Genomic DNA, 15455 nt, shown 5'->3' on the forward strand with positions numbered 1-15455 from the left:
CTATAGACTGGTTTTATTTTTTATTTCATACAATTAATGAGCTTTATTTCATTAATTATTGCTATTGGTGAGATATTCACTGTGTGTAGTGAGTCATATTAAATTTAAAGCCATTATTTTCTACGTTCTATATCAAGAGAACTTCGAATTTAATGAAAAACTTATTAAAACGGTAACACACCTTGGCTATGCCGAATAAATTCGGTAATGGCTATTCTTCAATTTCTTTATCAAATTCAATAGGATTTGAACTCGACAATAAGGTAGTAATAAAAGCTGGGTCATTAGATTGCCTTGATTGCAAACGAAATTGAGAAGGCGTCATATTATATTTTCTCTTAAATACATCACAAAAATAGGCATTACTACCAAACCCGCAACGATGGCTAATTTGATATACAGAGTAATTCGAAAACGTTAAATAATTAAGAGCCATCCCCATTCGAACATCTAATAATAATTGGCGAAATGACACACCTTCACGGTTTAAATGACGGCGTAAAGTTGAAGGGGTTGTAAATAACGCCTTTGCAACATCATCCAAACTCCATTTCTTCTGGGGTTCTTGGGTGATCAAATGGGTAATTGCTTGGTTTTTCGGTTCATCATAATTGAAACGAAAAATAGTAAGGATATCAACACCCTCTTGATATATCGCCATTAAAATAAAATATAGGCTTTGCTTCATCAACAGCGCTTCTTGAGATTCACTTTGTTTTTTCAATGGTAAGCATTGTTTTAATAAACTAAAGTTATCTCTGACAGTTTCAGGGGGTGAAACATGGTAAATTGGCTGATGGCTCGTCAAAGGTGCACTAGACTTCATCAAGGTGATCAGTAATAAAAAAACGGCTTGTAACTCAAACTCTGTCATCGATAGAGTATGGATTTCAATCGGTTGATTCACAGTGTTACAAACAATATTACAAGAAACTTGGCTGTATTTAGGCATAATTAATGTGATATCCGATGAAATATCAATAGATTGCCCATTGATCACCACATTCCCTTTCGCGCCACACAGCATGGCAATCATCGCGCTTTCAATATAAAACGCTTTTAGCACCATTTGGCTCTCTGAAAGAAAATATTTGTATTCCATAATCTCAACACACTGCAGTCAACATGTGAAAAATATCCCTAGAAAAAGGGGCGATTGAATAAGTCAGAACATAACATTTTTGATGAACAGTAAAACGCCATAAATTGATTGTACACATACCCTACCTGCTTGCGGCTCAGAATATAGTCCTGTTGCTGAAAAATCGCAATATAGATATACGTTCATTTTTTACTGTTATTTTTATGCTTGTTACTTTTTCTAAATAAATTGCTATTTAATTGAAAGGTAATTTTCACTATAAGGTGTAAAATCGCGCGGCAGATGAATCTACTCCGGTTTAAAGAATCACTTTTCTGGCGTTTATTCACACCCTACCCTACTTGCATTAGCTTATATTCTTAATGATCCAAGTTGTAGCCAGATGACAAGCGAACAGGCTTTTCGTCGCATACTTAAGTATGTGACAAGGGCAAAAGTACCTCGTTAACGACGCTCAGGCTTGCAGTATCACGAGTATATACTTCATATACACCAATCCTTGAGATTAGGGGTATAGCTAAACATGTTCGCGTATTTTTAGTTGGCTGATTTGCAGGAGAAAGTATGTCTGATTTTTCAGGATCAGGCTGGTTAGCTGAAATTTTTTTACGATATGAATTAAAACGTGGAATAACCCGTTTAACGGATAAACAACATATCGGCCCTTTAATGGTACAGCGGCCATTCTATCCCGAGCAAGGGATTGCACACACGTATTTACTTCATCCCCCAGGAGGTGTCGTCGGGGGGGATAAACTACTTATCAATATTGATGTTCAACCCAATGCTCATGCACTACTTACAACACCTGGAGCGACAAAATTTTACCGTAGTGCTGGTGGCGTTGCGCGTCAAGTACAGACGCTAACTGTCGCCAACGATGGTTTTCTTGAATGGTTACCGCAGGAAAATATTTTTTTCCCGAAAGCCCAAGCTCGACTAGAAACCCATATTCACCTTGGTTTACAGGCAAGGTTTATTGGTTGGGAAATGCAATGCCTAGGGCGACCAGTATTAAATGAGTGGTTTGAAGATGGCGATATCAGAGGGCGACTAAATTTCTATATTGATAACAAACTAACGCTAACTGAATCCTTATGGATCAATGGCCTACAAAACCAATTAGCGATAATGCATGAATATCCAATGCTCGGTTCATTATATATATACCCCGCAACGGATGAATTGAAAGAAGTTATTCATCAAAGTTTAAACCCGCTTTTCGTTTCAAAGAATAAACCTATCGAATATGGCTTAACGGATGTTGATGGCATTTTAGTATTGCGGTTATTAGGTTCTCAAACTGAACCTATGATGGCTTGCTTTGTGCAAATTTGGCAAGCAACAAGGCAGCACTGGCTAGGTTATTGCCCTGAACCACCACGAATTTGGGCAACTTAAACGTTATTTTTAGGAGCAAAAATGGAACTAACACCAAGAGAGAAAGATAAATTATTGCTTTTTACCGCCGGGCTTGTTGCGCAAAAGCGCTTAGATCGTGGATTAAAACTCAACTATCCAGAAGCGGTTGCGTTGATCAGTTGTGAGATTATGGAAGGCGCTCGCGATGGTAAAACCGTCGCACAATTAATGAGTGAAGGCCGTACCATCTTAACCGCCGATCAAGTCATGGAAGGTGTCCCCGAAATGATCAAAGACGTCCAAGTGGAATGCACATTCCCTGACGGCACTAAACTTGTTTCCATTCATGACCCAATTGTATAGGTAGCAATATGATCCCCGGTGAAATTAAAGTTAACTCAGCTTTAGGTGACATCGTACTCAACGCAGGTCGAGAAACCCAAACCGTCCAAGTCGCTAACCATGGTGATCGCCCTATTCAGATTGGCTCTCATTACCATTTTTATGAAGTGAACGACGCCCTTAAATTTGAGCGGGAAGCGACGTTAGGCTTTCGTTTAAATATCCCTGCGGGTATGGCCGTTCGTTTTGAACCAGGCCAAAGCCGTACGGTTGAGTTAGTCGCATTTAGTGGCAAAAGAGAAATTTATGGCTTCCATGGCAAAGTCATGGGCAAGTTAAAGAGTGAGAATTAATAATGAAAACTATCTCACGGCAAGCTTACGCTGATATGTTTGGTCCAACAACAGGTGACCGCTTACGCTTAGCAGATACCGAGTTATTTTTAGAGATCGAAAAAGATTTCACCACTTACGGTGAGGAAGTTAAATTTGGCGGTGGTAAAGTCATCCGTGACGGCATGGGGCAAAGCCAAGTCACGAGTGACCAATGTGTTGATGTCCTAATCACCAACGCCATTATTTTAGACCATTGGGGGATCGTCAAAGCAGATATCGGTATTAAAAATGGCCGTATTGCCGGTATTGGTAAAGCAGGTAACCCTGACGTTCAACCCAACGTAGATATTGTTATTGGCCCGGGAACAGAAGTGGTTGCCGGTGAAGGTAAAATTATTACCGCAGGCGGTGTCGATACCCATATTCACTTCATTTGCCCACAGCAAGCAGAAGAAGGTTTGGTATCTGGAGTTACTACATTTATAGGCGGTGGAACGGGCCCTGTAGCTGGTACCAATGCGACGACAGTAACGCCCGGTATCTGGAACATGTACCGCATGTTAGAAGCAGTAGACGAGTTACCCATCAATGTGGGCCTGTTTGGTAAAGGCTGCGTAAGCAAACCTGAAGCTATCCGCGAACAAATCGAAGCAGGTGCAATTGGCCTTAAAATCCATGAGGACTGGGGCGCAACCCCAATGGCAATTGATAACTGCCTAAATGTCGCAGATGAAATGGATGTGCAAGTCGCTATCCACTCAGATACCTTAAATGAAGGTGGGTTTTATGAGGAAACCGTCAAAGCCATTGCTGGACGAGTGATCCACGTATTCCATACTGAAGGTGCTGGGGGTGGTCATGCCCCTGATGTGATCAAATCTGTGGGTGAGCCCAATATTCTACCCGCTTCAACCAACCCAACTATGCCGTATACCATCAACACGGTGGACGAACATTTGGATATGTTGATGGTTTGCCATCATCTCGACCCTTCTATTCCTGAAGATGTCGCTTTTGCCGAGTCGCGAATTCGGCGTGAAACCATTGCAGCAGAAGATATTTTGCATGACATGGGAGCAATTTCTGTCATGTCCTCTGATTCGCAAGCAATGGGGCGTGTTGGCGAGGTTATCATTCGCACTTGGCAATGCGCTCATAAAATGAAATTGCAGCGTGGCACCCTAGAAGGGGATACACCGGAAAGTGACAATAACCGAATTAAACGCTATGTCGCTAAATACACAATTAACCCCGCTATCGCCCATGGCATTGCCCATGAAGTCGGGTCGATTGAAAAAGGTAAACTCGCGGATATCGTGTTGTGGGACCCTGCCTTTTTTGCCATTAAACCGGCCTTGATTATGAAGGGTGGCATGGTGGCTTATGCCCCTATGGGGGATATTAATGCGGCTATTCCAACGCCTCAACCTGTCCATTACCGCCCAATGTTTGGCGCATTAGGTAAAGCCAAATACCACACTTCGATGATTTTTATGTCGAAAGCCGGTATCGATGCAGGCGTGCCTGAGAAACTAGGCTTACAAAGTCAAATTGGCCGAGTTGAGGGCTGCCGTAACATCACCAAAGCATCCATGATCCACAATAACTATGTGCCTCATATTGAGCTCGACCCACAAACTTACATTGTCAAAGCTGATGGTATTCCATTGGTTTGTGAGCCAGCCACTGAACTCCCCATGGCACAACGTTACTTTTTATTCTGATCCCTAATTGAAGAGCCAGTGCATGAAAAAATTTATTAAAGTTATAGATAACCATGAGGCACCTGATATGCATTTATCATTGTGTTTAACCATGGATGAGCGCACTAAGAGCCGTTTAAAAGTCACCTTAAGTGATGGACAAGAAGCGGGGTTATTCCTTCCCCGTGGAACAATACTTAAGGAAGGTGATGTATTAGCCACGGAAACTGGGGAATTCGTCACTATCGAAGCCGCAAAAGAGCAAGTTTCGACGGTTTACAGTGATGACCCACTGCTGTTGGCGCGTGTTTGCTATCACTTAGGCAACCGCCACGTTCCTCTGCAAATTGAAGCGGGTTGGTGCCGTTATTTTCACGACCATGTGTTAGATGATATGGCCCGTGGATTAGGTGCAACGGTCAGTGTGGGGCTGGAAAAATACCAACCTGAGCCGGGGGCTTATGGTGGGTCATCCGGTGGGCATCATCATCACCATCAACATGACCACGATGAACATCACCACCATTAATAACACTGGAGAAGTTTATCCATGTTAGCAGATTTGCGCTTATATCAACTTGTCAGTCCCTCTTTACCTGTTGGGTCATTCACTTATTCCCAAGGCTTGGAATGGGCGATTGAAAACGGCTGGGTCACCACGCCGGATACTCTTGCAAGCTGGTTAACAGCACAAATGACCCACGCAATTGCGACATTAGAACTTCCTGTTTTGCGGCAAATTCATACACATTTGCTATGTTCCGATATAGAAAAAGTCACCTATTGGTGTGATTTTATGATCGCCAGCCGTGAAACGAAGGAGCTACGCTTAGAGGAGCGCCAGCGAGGTATTGCTTTCGCCCGCTTGCTACCTCAGCTAGGGATTGAGCTTGATACAACCACACAGACCTGCGTTAAGCAAACACAGTTAATGGCGTTTGCTCTTGCGGCAGTCAGTTGGAATATTGATATTGAAAAGCTGTGCAGTGCCTATGCATGGGGTTGGCTGGAAAACACCGTCATGTCTGGTGTTAAGCTAATCCCTCTTGGGCAAAGTGCTGGACAGAACATCCTATTTACCCTGACAGAACGCATCCCAACCATTGTCGCGCAATCAGCCACTTGGCCTTTAGAAGATATCGGCAGTTTTACTCCTGCCCAAATTATTGCCAGTAGTCGGCATGAAACCCAATACACACGACTTTTTCGTTCATGAGAAATATACAATGCAAGAATATAACCAACCCCTACGAATTGGTGTCGGTGGGCCAGTAGGCTCAGGAAAAACGGCATTACTCGAAGTTTTATGTAAAGCGATGCGCGATACCTACCAAATTGCGGTCGTCACCAATGATATTTATACCCAAGAAGATGCAAAAATACTCACGCGTGCCGAAGCCTTAGACGCTGACCGCATTATCGGCGTAGAAACAGGCGGTTGCCCTCACACTGCCATTCGTGAAGATGCCTCCATGAACCTTGCGGCAGTTGAGGAACTGGCAATGCGCCACAAAAACCTCGATGTCGTATTTGTGGAAAGCGGTGGCGACAATCTAAGTGCAACTTTTAGCCCTGAGCTCGCCGATTTAACGATCTATGTTATTGATGTCGCTGAAGGGGAAAAAATCCCACGTAAGGGCGGCCCGGGTATTACCCATTCTGATTTATTGGTGATCAATAAAATAGACCTCGCTCCGTATGTTGGGGCATCATTAGAGGTTATGGAAGCAGATACCGCAAGAATGCGCCCAATCAAACCTTATGTTTTCACCAACTTGAAGAAAAAAGTAGGCTTAGAGACCATTATCGAGTTTATTATCGATAAAGGTATGCTAAGGCGTTAGTCTGTTAGTTTGCCCTATAGTTTTTTGCCTATAGGGCATCTGATTAACAAATACGTGGTAATGGCTCACTGTGTGGTAAATCTAATAGCCTTGAGGCACCAAAAACCCCGACTAATTTCACTTGTTTTTGCTCTGTGACACAACCAATGGTAGCAGCATTTTCGCCTAATGGATGGCTGCGCAACGCGCCGAGTACTGCGCTTTCTGCGTCAGGTTTAACCACAATCACCAATTTACCTTCATTAGCGAAGTTAAGTGGCTCTAAACCTAATAGCTCACAAACCCCTCTAACAGCAGAAGAAACGGGTAAATCCCCTTCATTCACCGCTACTCCGCACCCACTGGCCTGTGAAAATTCATGCAAAATAGCAGTAACCCCGCCACGGGTGGCATCCCGTAATGCACGAACCCCCTCAATATTGCGCAGTGGTTCAATCAATGGCGTTAATACCGCGCAATCACTATTTAGCTCAGCTTCCAAACCAAGCTGTTCTCGTAAGTTTAAGATGGTTGCGCCGTGATCGCCCAAAGTGCCACTCACTATTACCTTGTCACCCGCTTGAATTTGCTGGGCCCCCCAACGGATCTCACTTGGGATCACCCCAATACCAGCAGTGTTAATAAAGACTTTATCGGCAGCTCCACGCTGCACCACTTTAGTATCTCCGGTCACAATCTCTACGCCTGCGGCGGCAGCTGTCGCTGCCATGGATTCAACAATAGTTTGTAATTCAGAGAGAAGGAAACCTTCTTCCAATATAAAACCGCAAGAAAGATATTTAGGAATAGCGCCACTCACCGCTACGTCATTAACCGTACCACACACGGCAAGCTTACCAATATTGCCACCAGGGAAAAAAATAGGATCAATCACATAGCTGTCAGTACTAAAAGCTAAACGGTCACCTAAAGCCGTTAACTCCGCCAATGATAACCGCGCTTGGTCCTCCCTTTCATTAAGTGCTTGATTGGCAAATGCCTGCAAAAACAACTGTTCTATCAGTTGCTGCATAGCCTGCCCGCCGCTCCCATGTGCCATCGTCACCACATTGTTAGCATCACGACTCATTTATGCCTCCCGACGATATTGATAATAAGCCGCACAAGCGCCTTCTGAAGAAACCATTAATGCACCAAATGCTGTTTGAGGCGTGCAACGTTTGCCAAATAGAGCACATTCATTCGGTTTACAACGCCCCGTTAAGACATCACCACAACGAGCTTGCGGGTCATCAGCCACTTGATGAGGCTGTATTTGGAAACGTAATTCTGCATCAAAACTTTGATAAGCTTTCGAGAGCTGAACACCTGAACCCGCAATCTCCCCAAGTCCACGCCATTCGCTCGTTGTTTTTAATTCAAAAACATCACCCAATGCTTTTAATGCCAACATATTGCCATGATCAGATACAATACGCTTATATTGGTTTTCTACTTCACAGCGGCCATCTGCAAGTTGGTCAACAAGCATCGCTATGGATTGCAGAATATCAAGTGGTTCAAACCCCGTTACCACCAGCGGTTTATGAAAGTCATCCGTAATAAATTGATAAGGCTGAGAGCCAATCACCATGCTGACATGCCCCGGTGCTAAAAAGCCATCAATACGTACATCAGGTTGTTCTAACAGGCTTTTAAGCGTTGGGATAATAGTAATATGTTGGCAAAATACCGTAAAATTATTGAGCTGACGGCGTTTTGCTTGCTGCAAGGTGATCGCCGTACTCGGCATGGTGGTTTCAAAGCCTAAGCCAAAGAAAACCACTTGGCGTTCAGGCTGCTGTTCAGCTAACGCTAGCGTATCAAGAGGAGAATAAACAATACGTACATCAGCCCCACGTCTTTTGGCATCTAATAATGAGCCTTTTTGACCAGGCACTCGCATGGCATCCCCATAAGTACAAAAAATTACTTCTGGGCGCTCCGCAATTTCAATACAGCCATCGATACGCCCCATCGGTAATACGCAGACAGGGCAGCCCGGCCCATGCACAAATTCAATTTCATCAGGTAAAAGTTGGTCAATACCAAATTTGAAAATAGCATGGGTATGGCCGCCGCACACTTCCATGAGTTGTAATGGGCGGAACTTCGCTTGTGGAATGTCACTCACTCGTTTACGGATATGGCTTAATAATGCCTGCGCTAACGTTGGGTCTCGAAACTCATCGACGTACTGCATCAGAGTCTCCTACTGTTAACCCACTAAAATCGCTCACTTCATGATCTAATTGGCTCATTGCCGTTAAGGCATCTAACGTCGATTGTGCTTCTTCTTCATTAATGATACTCATGGCAAAGCCGACGTGTACTAATACCCATTGGCCTAATAAATCTGAAGTTTCCCCTTCACAAATTAAACCAATATTAACGTCCCGCTTTACACCACACACATCCACTTGCGCCAGTTGGTGAATATCTTCACCCACTGCGACAATTTTTCCCGGAATGCCTAAGCACATAACTGAGTCTCCAGCCACGCTAGCCATGCGTCCATACCATCTCCTTGCGTCGCAGAGACTTGGATCACTTGGATGTTTGGATTCACTTGTTTGGCATTGGCAATACAAGCGTCCACATCAAAATGTAAATAAGGTAGTAAGTCGATTTTATTCAGTAACATAATGTCTGCAGCCGCAAACATATGTGGGTATTTTAAGGGTTTATCTTCCCCTTCCGTTACCGAAAGCACTGCGACTTTATGACGTTCCCCTAAATCAAAACTTGCAGGGCATACTAAATTCCCCACATTTTCAATAAATAACAAACTATTATCTTCTAGACCTAAACGTGCGGCCGCATCATGCACCATTTGTGCATCTAAATGGCAACCTTTACCTGTATTCACTTGAATAGCAGGTACTCCCGTTTCACGGATACGCTGCGCATCATTGGTGGTTTGCTGATCCCCCTCGATGACTGCGCAATTTACTTTGCCCCGCATTTTTAATAGGGTTTCAGTTAATAACGTTGTTTTACCCGAACCGGGGCTGGAAACTAAATTTAACGCTAAAATATTTTTTTGGTTAAACCCATCACGGTTATGCTCTGCAAGATGATTGTTTTTATCTAATACATCCATTTCGATTTGCAGCATGCGTTTTTGACTAATCCCCGGTGCATGAGTCCCTGCCTCCCCGTGGCCATAATCCAGATCGTGATGCTCCCCCGCAGGTTTAAAGCTTGATTCTAGAGTTTGATAAACATGTTTGTGCTTATGCTTATGTTTATGTTTTTTTGATTTCGCCTCGACGGGAGCCGGTTCATATTGGTGATAGTGATTATGCACATCACCTTGATGATAATAATGATGATGGATAATAACCGTTTGCCCTTGGTTATCGTCTTGGTGCGAAAGCCCATGATCATGATGATCGTGTCCATGATGGTGATCATTGTCGTGATGATGATCATGAGGGTGGTCATGGTGATGATTATGGTCGTGATGAGGGTCATCGCCCTCGATCTTGCGCTCCCCTGAAGCACACCCACAAGTACTACACATAAGTTTCACTCCCAACAATGAGATTGTTAAATTAGGTTAATACATAATCCATTGAGACTGGTTGATGCACCTCAAACCCAACCTGAAAAACTATTCAACTTCGAGCTCTTTGATGCGTAAACTGTCGCCATTCTCAACCTTTAAATTAAAACTCTGACATTGCGGGCAGCCTGATTGGTGGCTTTCGACTTCCACCATTTTACTGCAATCCCAACACCAAGCCTGCGCAGGAGTATGGATAACATGAAGTTGACACCCCTCCGCCACCGTACCGCGGCAAGCAATATCAAAACAAAAGCGAAAAGCCCCCTCTTCAATACAAGAGAGCGCTCCAATTTCTAACCAAACCCCTGAAACTCGTGTTACCGCATTTAGCTTGGCTTGCTGCTCAATAATGTCTACTGTGCTTTGGCACAGAGCAACCTCATGCATTATGCCCCCTTCAAATGACGAGCAAATAAAGCGCGACGTGCAGGTGATTGCGGAATATTTGGGTCGCTAACAGGCAATGACAGCAAAATCCGGCGACAATCATCCACAAGGTGAATACCTTGCTCAATGCTCAAGCCTTTATCTAATGGTGACATTAAAGAGCAAGCCAAATATTGCGTTAACCCCTCAAGTTCCCCTACGGTGTAAGTCATTTCACCGTAAGGCAGAATTAACCCTAATTTGTCCCCCACACTACGCCGCTGCCAATATTGTTCAGGGCCGGGCAAAATAACAGCGCTTAACATCCATGGAGTGATAACAACGCCTACCCATTGATGTTCAAACAAGACAAAATCACTGGCGTAAACCGGCATAGTCGGATGTAAAAAAGATAAATCATGCATCGATTGCTCTACAACACGCTGAAATGCGGCCTCAACAAGAGGCCGGGGATTGGCTTCATAGCCTTTAATATCATCAGACATGTAAACTCTCTTCTTTGGCAATCACCTCTAGGCCTTCGCTGCGCAGCACTTCAACCACTTTTCTCAACGCGGGCTCAAGGGCAGCTTGCCCCGTTAACGTTAAGCCAATATGCGGTTCAAGGGATTCAGGTACCACACCGACTAAGGTTAGACGTTGGGGGAATTCATCCGTTAAATGCAAAGCCGATAGCACATCTGATAGGCCAAGTTGATGAGGGGAAATTTTTCGGGTAAATAATGCGGGCACTTCGTCATCGCGTAGTACTAAAATTGAGCCAGCTTGCTGGCTCGATAACACCACATCCGCAATAATCAAATGGTCACGGTCGGCCATTGGGCCGATCAATTCCATACCAGCAGTACCACCATCTAGCACTTCTACACATTCGGGCAAGTGATAACGTTCTTCTAACGCTTCCACTATACGCACACCTATCCCTTCGTCACTCAATAAGATATTGCCAACACCCAAGACTAAAATACGCATTACAGCACCTTAACCTTAGTGACTTCACCACCTTCAGTGTCCACAATATGTACAGCACAAGACATACAAGGGTCAAAGGAGTGAATGGTCCTGACTACTTCTAAAGGTTTTGTTGGGTCAGCAACGGGTGTTCCCACAAGGGCTTGTTCGTACGGACCCGGTTCATCGTTAAAGTTACGTGGGCCTGAGTTCCATGTCGATGGCACAACGGCTTGGTAATTTTCAATTTTACCGTCTTTGATAACCACCCAGTGGGAAAGTAGCCCACGAGGTACTTCCCCAAAGCCAACCCCTTTGATGGTGGCATTTTCTGGGAAGTTCGGTTTAACAAAGGTGGTAAAGTCCCCTTTGCCGATGTTATCCACCAGCGCTTGCCACTGAATCGACAACGTTTCATTCAATACACAGCAACGCACGCTACGACCAATAATACGACCTAATGTGGAATGCAGTTGGTCGATGCTAATACTGTTACCTGACAGAGTTTGGTACAGGTTCACTACATCGTTAAAATGTTTTTCCGTTGGCTCATGTTTTGCTGCCAGTTTGCACAGTAAGTCTGCCAACGGTCCCACTTCAACAGTTTTATCGTAGAAAGTCGGTGCTTTTACCCATGAATATTTACCGTCATCATCCCAACCAGTGTAGTCAGGGTTAGTGGTTCCTTCCCATGGCGCTTGTGGTTCGTTTTCTTTGTACCATGCATGTTTGCTACTTTCTTTAATACCATTGATCAAATACTCATCTGTATGGCTGGTAATTGGGCGATAAGTACTAAAGTCACTATTTTCTAAGTAACCACCGGGCAATAAGAAGCTACCATTTTTACCATCCATTGGCATTTCAGGCATACACATATAATTTTGAGCACCTTGACCAACTTCTAACCACTCAGGATAACCCGCAGCAATAACAGCCGCATCGATTTTGTACACTTGCTCAATAAAATCCCCCAAACGATCGATAAAAGATTTCACATACATCAAGCGTTCAAGGTTAAGTACACCAACCCCATCAAGGTTGATTGGGTTTGCCACACCACCAACAGCAAGGTTTTGAATATGCGGTGTTTTCCCCCCTAACAATGCCACAATACGGTTTGCATCCCTTTGGCACTCAAGGGCTTGTAAATAGTGAGCCACCGCAATTAAGTTTACCTCTGGCGACAATTTCATCGCTGGGTGCCCCCAATAACCATTAGCAAAAATGCCTAATTGACCACTTGCGACTAATTTTTTAATTTTATCTTGCACGCGTGTAAATTCTGCGGCGCTATTGAGCGGCCAAGTTGAAATACCGCTTAAGATTTCAGCGGCTTTATTTGGGTCGGCATTTAATGCGGAGGTGATATCCACCCAATCTAATGCAGATAACTGATAAAAATGGACAATATGGTCTTGAATAGTATGCGCGGCTAAAATCATATTACGGATGTACTGCGCATTAACAGGTACATCAATATTCAAAGCGCTTTCAATCGTGCGGACAGATACAATACCATGGACAGTCGTACAAACCCCGCAAATACGCTGCATGATCATCCATGCATCACGAGGGTCTTTCCCTTTGACGATTTCCTCCATACCGCGCCACATAGTGCCTGAAGCCCAAGCCTTAGTGACCTTTCCATCTTCAATTTCACAATCAATGCGTAAGTGACCTTCGATACGAGTGACTGGATCTATTGTTATACGTTGGCTCATGCTTTACCTCGGGCCTGTGAATGGCTCATCGTTGTTTTTTTCAATGCTGGGATAACAGGTAGTAAGCGGACCAATAAGATATAAGCGCATACCTCAATTGCCACAAAACCTATTGAAATTAAAAGTTCTTCTGTTGTTGGGAAGTAGTCGTAACCGCCCCCCGGATTGAACGCGACAAGGGAGTAGCTCATCCGCCACATTGCCGCCCCGATTAACATGCTCAACCCACTGATATATAACCAACGCGAGTCATTTCTCAGCGATGGAATACGGAAAATAACCAGAGGGATCACCATTAACACGGTTTCTATCCAGAACATCATGGCGTAAAAATCGCCATTAAAAATGTGATGTAATTTTTCGCGGTAAATCAACTCACCAAATCGGCAGGCTAAGAACAATATCAAGAGCACTTGCAGAATTTGCGTTAATCGCACAAATAATGGTCGTTCGTCAGCCCCCTGTCCCTTTAAGGCAGCTTGCAGCAATGAACCTTCAAAAATAACAATCGAGAAACCCATAATGAACGCGGTCAACAGTGAGAGCAGCGGCAGCATTTCATAACTTTGCCAAATAGGATGAACTTTATATCCCGCAGAAATCATCAATGACCCCATTGAGGATTGGTGCATCATGGGTAACAAGGCTCCTAATGCAATAATGAAAAACATGGCTTTATTCAAGCGTTTTAACGAGACCTTCCAACCAAAACGCTCACACAATGCTGGGGCAAACTCTAAGGCCATGACCCCGATATAAATCGTCATGCATACTGCCGTTTCAAACAGCACCGAATTGGTATTGAAGAAGCCGGGAATATAGAAATAAGGTAAGTTCCAGTAGCGCCCCACATCGATAGTTATCGATAAACCACCAAGCGAATAACCGAACAAACTAGCGAGTAATGCAGGACGTACCAACGGATGATATTCTCCGCGATTAAATACGTACACTGCCCAAGCCAGTGCCCAACCGCCACAAGCAAACCCTGTACCAATCAGCAGATCAAAAGCAATCCAAATTCCCCATGGATAGCCGCCATTTAAGTCAGAAACGGAACCGAGTCCAAAAACCAGACGTTTTATAATCAGAATGACACAAATTAGAACCAACGGCCCAAAGACCATTATTGGCCAACTGACTAAACGCCCACCGAGCGGCTGTTCTTTATGATGCGTCGTCATTTGAGTCATCTCCTTCGTGTTTGTCATTCTTGGTATTGCGGTATACCAAGAAGCTCAGCCCTGCTAGTGCGGCTAATGGCAACACCATGCCTTTATAAAGGGTATGCTGCACATATTCAGAGCGAGCGCCGGTAGAAAGCTGGTCTAGTTCAGGTAACCCAAGATTCTGATAAGGCACCCCTGAAAGCACTATCACCTGCGTACCGCCACCTTCAAGCTCGCCATATATGTGCGACTCATATTTAGGTACTTTAATGACATTCGGGTCATTACTATGCAAAGTTTGGCGAGGGTAACCGTATTCATCCCCTGCTTTGAGTGTTAAACGTTTTTTTGCTTCTGCCAGCAGTTCTTCACGCGTACCGAAAATCACTGCTCCTGTAGGGCAAACCTCTACACACCCCGGTAACCCCCCTTTATCTAAGCGCTCTACACCTTTTTGGTTACATAGCTCACATTTATGAATTGCACCAAATTTGTCATCGTAAGCATATTTAGGAATATTGAATGGACATGCCACCATGCAATAACGGCAACCGGTACACACACTAGCGTCGTAATGGACAATGCCTGTTTTCGGATCTTTCTTTAATGCTTGAACAGGACAAACCGACACACAGTTAGGGTCAACGCAATGCATGCATTGTTTTTTGATGTAAGCGTAGCCGTCTTTTTCCTGATCTTTATTAACCCCAGTCCCGCTACTCCAGACCTGAATAATATTATTGGTATAAGGGGTCAGTTTGTCGTTATTTGACCACGTTTGCTCCCCAACAGGGTTGCGCTCAGGGTGGTTAATATCTTGGCACTTAGTGACACAAGCCTGACAACCAATGCATAGCGTCGAGTCATACAGCATGCCAAGAGAATTCGGAATTGGCGGCCGGTTCTCTGCCCCAGCTAAACTAGGCGAGCTACCAGCTAATAGTGCTCCCCCAGCGGAGAGTTTAAGAAAATTTCGTCTATTCACG

General features: G+C 44.2%; 18 protein-coding genes. 7 read left to right on the forward strand and 11 right to left on the reverse strand.

What is annotated here, in order from left to right; all coding sequences use genetic code 11:
* Positions 1–211: 211 nt before the first annotated feature.
* Complete coding sequence (locus tag P3L56_RS17075; RefSeq protein ID WP_042846103.1) at positions 212–1102, reverse strand: helix-turn-helix transcriptional regulator; 891 nt, start codon at positions 1100–1102, stop codon at positions 212–214.
* A gap of 564 nt (positions 1103–1666) precedes the next feature.
* On the opposite strand from P3L56_RS17075, the gene P3L56_RS17080 reads away from it, so the two are divergent.
* From P3L56_RS17080 to ureG, 7 genes are read left to right on the forward strand one after another with little or no spacing between them, the layout of a single operon-like run.
* Positions 1667–2503, forward strand: a complete 837-nt coding sequence (locus P3L56_RS17080) for an urease accessory protein UreD (protein WP_042846104.1) — start codon at positions 1667–1669, stop codon at positions 2501–2503.
* A 21-nt stretch (positions 2504–2524) separates the two neighbouring features.
* A complete protein-coding gene (locus tag P3L56_RS17085) occupies positions 2525–2827 on the forward strand; it encodes an urease subunit gamma (protein ID WP_042846107.1) in 303 nt (100 codons plus the stop codon).
* An 8-nt stretch (positions 2828–2835) separates the two neighbouring features.
* Entirely contained in the window at positions 2836–3159 is a 324-nt protein-coding gene (locus tag P3L56_RS17090) for an urease subunit beta (RefSeq protein ID WP_042846109.1), read from the forward strand.
* A gap of 2 nt (positions 3160–3161) precedes the next feature.
* Positions 3162–4865 carry an urease subunit alpha gene (gene ureC, locus P3L56_RS17095; protein WP_048606220.1) on the forward strand — a complete coding sequence of 568 codons (1704 nt, stop codon included), beginning with the start codon at positions 3162–3164 and terminating at the stop codon, positions 4863–4865.
* A gap of 22 nt (positions 4866–4887) precedes the next feature.
* Positions 4888–5373, forward strand: coding sequence for an urease accessory protein UreE (gene ureE, locus P3L56_RS17100; RefSeq protein ID WP_042846112.1), 486 nt, complete (start codon positions 4888–4890; stop codon positions 5371–5373).
* Positions 5374–5394: 21 nt separating this feature from the next.
* Positions 5395–6060, forward strand: coding sequence for an urease accessory protein UreF (locus P3L56_RS17105; RefSeq protein ID WP_042846114.1), 666 nt, complete (start codon positions 5395–5397; stop codon positions 6058–6060).
* Between the two features lie 10 nt (positions 6061–6070).
* Entirely contained in the window at positions 6071–6688 is a 618-nt protein-coding gene (gene ureG, locus P3L56_RS17110; RefSeq protein WP_042846115.1) for an urease accessory protein UreG, read from the forward strand.
* Positions 6689–6731: 43 nt separating this feature from the next.
* Here ureG and hypE read toward each other — a convergent pair whose 3' ends face one another.
* From hypE to hybA, 10 genes are all read right to left on the reverse strand, one after another.
* Positions 6732–7757 carry a hydrogenase expression/formation protein HypE gene (gene hypE, locus P3L56_RS17115; RefSeq protein ID WP_210831597.1) on the reverse strand — a complete coding sequence of 342 codons (1026 nt, stop codon included), beginning with the start codon at positions 7755–7757 and terminating at the stop codon, positions 6732–6734.
* Positions 7758–8870, reverse strand: coding sequence for a hydrogenase formation protein HypD (gene hypD, locus P3L56_RS17120; protein WP_166685114.1), 1113 nt, complete (start codon positions 8868–8870; stop codon positions 7758–7760). It abuts the gene before it with no gap.
* Positions 8854–9150 carry a hydrogenase maturation factor HybG gene (gene hybG / locus P3L56_RS17125; protein WP_042846117.1) on the reverse strand — a complete coding sequence of 99 codons (297 nt, stop codon included), beginning with the start codon at positions 9148–9150 and terminating at the stop codon, positions 8854–8856. The genes hypD and hybG overlap by 17 nt, the downstream gene beginning before the upstream one ends.
* Positions 9141–10193, reverse strand: coding sequence for a hydrogenase nickel incorporation protein HypB (hypB, locus tag P3L56_RS17130; RefSeq protein WP_042846118.1), 1053 nt, complete (start codon positions 10191–10193; stop codon positions 9141–9143). The genes hybG and hypB overlap by 10 nt, the downstream gene beginning before the upstream one ends.
* A gap of 90 nt (positions 10194–10283) precedes the next feature.
* Positions 10284–10625: a hydrogenase maturation nickel metallochaperone HypA gene (hypA, locus tag P3L56_RS17135; protein WP_042846119.1), complete on the reverse strand. Its 342-nt coding sequence runs from the start codon at positions 10623–10625 to the stop codon at positions 10284–10286.
* The gene (gene hybE, locus P3L56_RS17140; protein WP_048606210.1) at positions 10625–11110 is read right to left on the reverse strand and encodes a hydrogenase-2 assembly chaperone; all 486 of its coding nucleotides are present in this window, start codon (positions 11108–11110) and stop codon (positions 10625–10627) included. The genes hypA and hybE overlap by 1 nt, the downstream gene beginning before the upstream one ends.
* Positions 11103–11597, reverse strand: coding sequence for a HyaD/HybD family hydrogenase maturation endopeptidase (locus P3L56_RS17145; protein WP_042846121.1), 495 nt, complete (start codon positions 11595–11597; stop codon positions 11103–11105). The genes hybE and P3L56_RS17145 overlap by 8 nt, the downstream gene beginning before the upstream one ends.
* Entirely contained in the window at positions 11597–13300 is a 1704-nt protein-coding gene (gene hybC, locus P3L56_RS17150; protein ID WP_042846122.1) for a hydrogenase 2 large subunit, read from the reverse strand. Before hybC ends, P3L56_RS17145 begins: the two co-directional genes overlap by 1 nt.
* Positions 13297–14484 carry a Ni/Fe-hydrogenase cytochrome b subunit gene (gene hybB / locus P3L56_RS17155; protein WP_166685116.1) on the reverse strand — a complete coding sequence of 396 codons (1188 nt, stop codon included), beginning with the start codon at positions 14482–14484 and terminating at the stop codon, positions 13297–13299. Before hybB ends, hybC begins: the two co-directional genes overlap by 4 nt.
* Entirely contained in the window at positions 14468–15454 is a 987-nt protein-coding gene (hybA, locus tag P3L56_RS17160; RefSeq protein ID WP_048606208.1) for a hydrogenase 2 operon protein HybA, read from the reverse strand. The genes hybB and hybA overlap by 17 nt, the downstream gene beginning before the upstream one ends.
* Position 15455 lies beyond the last annotated feature (1 nt).

The sequence above is a fragment of the Providencia sp. PROV024 genome (genome assembly GCF_032709665.1).
GTDB lineage: Bacteria > Pseudomonadota > Gammaproteobacteria > Enterobacterales > Enterobacteriaceae > Providencia > Providencia huashanensis.

Coding starts and splice junctions, on each gene's coding strand:
- hypB (WP_042846118.1), bottom strand. CDS start 10,193: ATGTGTAGTACTTGTGGGTGTGCTTCAGGGGAGCGCAAGATCGAGGGC.
- P3L56_RS17075 (WP_042846103.1), bottom strand. CDS start 1,102: ATGGAATACAAATATTTTCTTTCAGAGAGCCAAATGGTGCTAAAAGCG.
- P3L56_RS17085 (WP_042846107.1), top strand. CDS start 2,525: ATGGAACTAACACCAAGAGAGAAAGATAAATTATTGCTTTTTACCGCC.
- hybC (WP_042846122.1), bottom strand. CDS start 13,300: ATGAGCCAACGTATAACAATAGATCCAGTCACTCGTATCGAAGGTCAC.
- ureG (WP_042846115.1), top strand. CDS start 6,071: ATGCAAGAATATAACCAACCCCTACGAATTGGTGTCGGTGGGCCAGTA.
- hypA (WP_042846119.1), bottom strand. CDS start 10,625: ATGCATGAGGTTGCTCTGTGCCAAAGCACAGTAGACATTATTGAGCAG.
- ureC (WP_048606220.1), top strand. CDS start 3,162: ATGAAAACTATCTCACGGCAAGCTTACGCTGATATGTTTGGTCCAACA.
- ureE (WP_042846112.1), top strand. CDS start 4,888: ATGAAAAAATTTATTAAAGTTATAGATAACCATGAGGCACCTGATATG.
- P3L56_RS17080 (WP_042846104.1), top strand. CDS start 1,667: ATGTCTGATTTTTCAGGATCAGGCTGGTTAGCTGAAATTTTTTTACGA.
- hypD (WP_166685114.1), bottom strand. CDS start 8,870: ATGCAGTACGTCGATGAGTTTCGAGACCCAACGTTAGCGCAGGCATTA.
- P3L56_RS17090 (WP_042846109.1), top strand. CDS start 2,836: ATGATCCCCGGTGAAATTAAAGTTAACTCAGCTTTAGGTGACATCGTA.
- hypE (WP_210831597.1), bottom strand. CDS start 7,757: ATGAGTCGTGATGCTAACAATGTGGTGACGATGGCACATGGGAGCGGC.
- hybG (WP_042846117.1), bottom strand. CDS start 9,150: ATGTGCTTAGGCATTCCGGGAAAAATTGTCGCAGTGGGTGAAGATATT.
- P3L56_RS17145 (WP_042846121.1), bottom strand. CDS start 11,597: ATGCGTATTTTAGTCTTGGGTGTTGGCAATATCTTATTGAGTGACGAA.
- P3L56_RS17105 (WP_042846114.1), top strand. CDS start 5,395: ATGTTAGCAGATTTGCGCTTATATCAACTTGTCAGTCCCTCTTTACCT.
- hybB (WP_166685116.1), bottom strand. CDS start 14,484: ATGACGACGCATCATAAAGAACAGCCGCTCGGTGGGCGTTTAGTCAGT.
- hybE (WP_048606210.1), bottom strand. CDS start 11,110: ATGTCTGATGATATTAAAGGCTATGAAGCCAATCCCCGGCCTCTTGTT.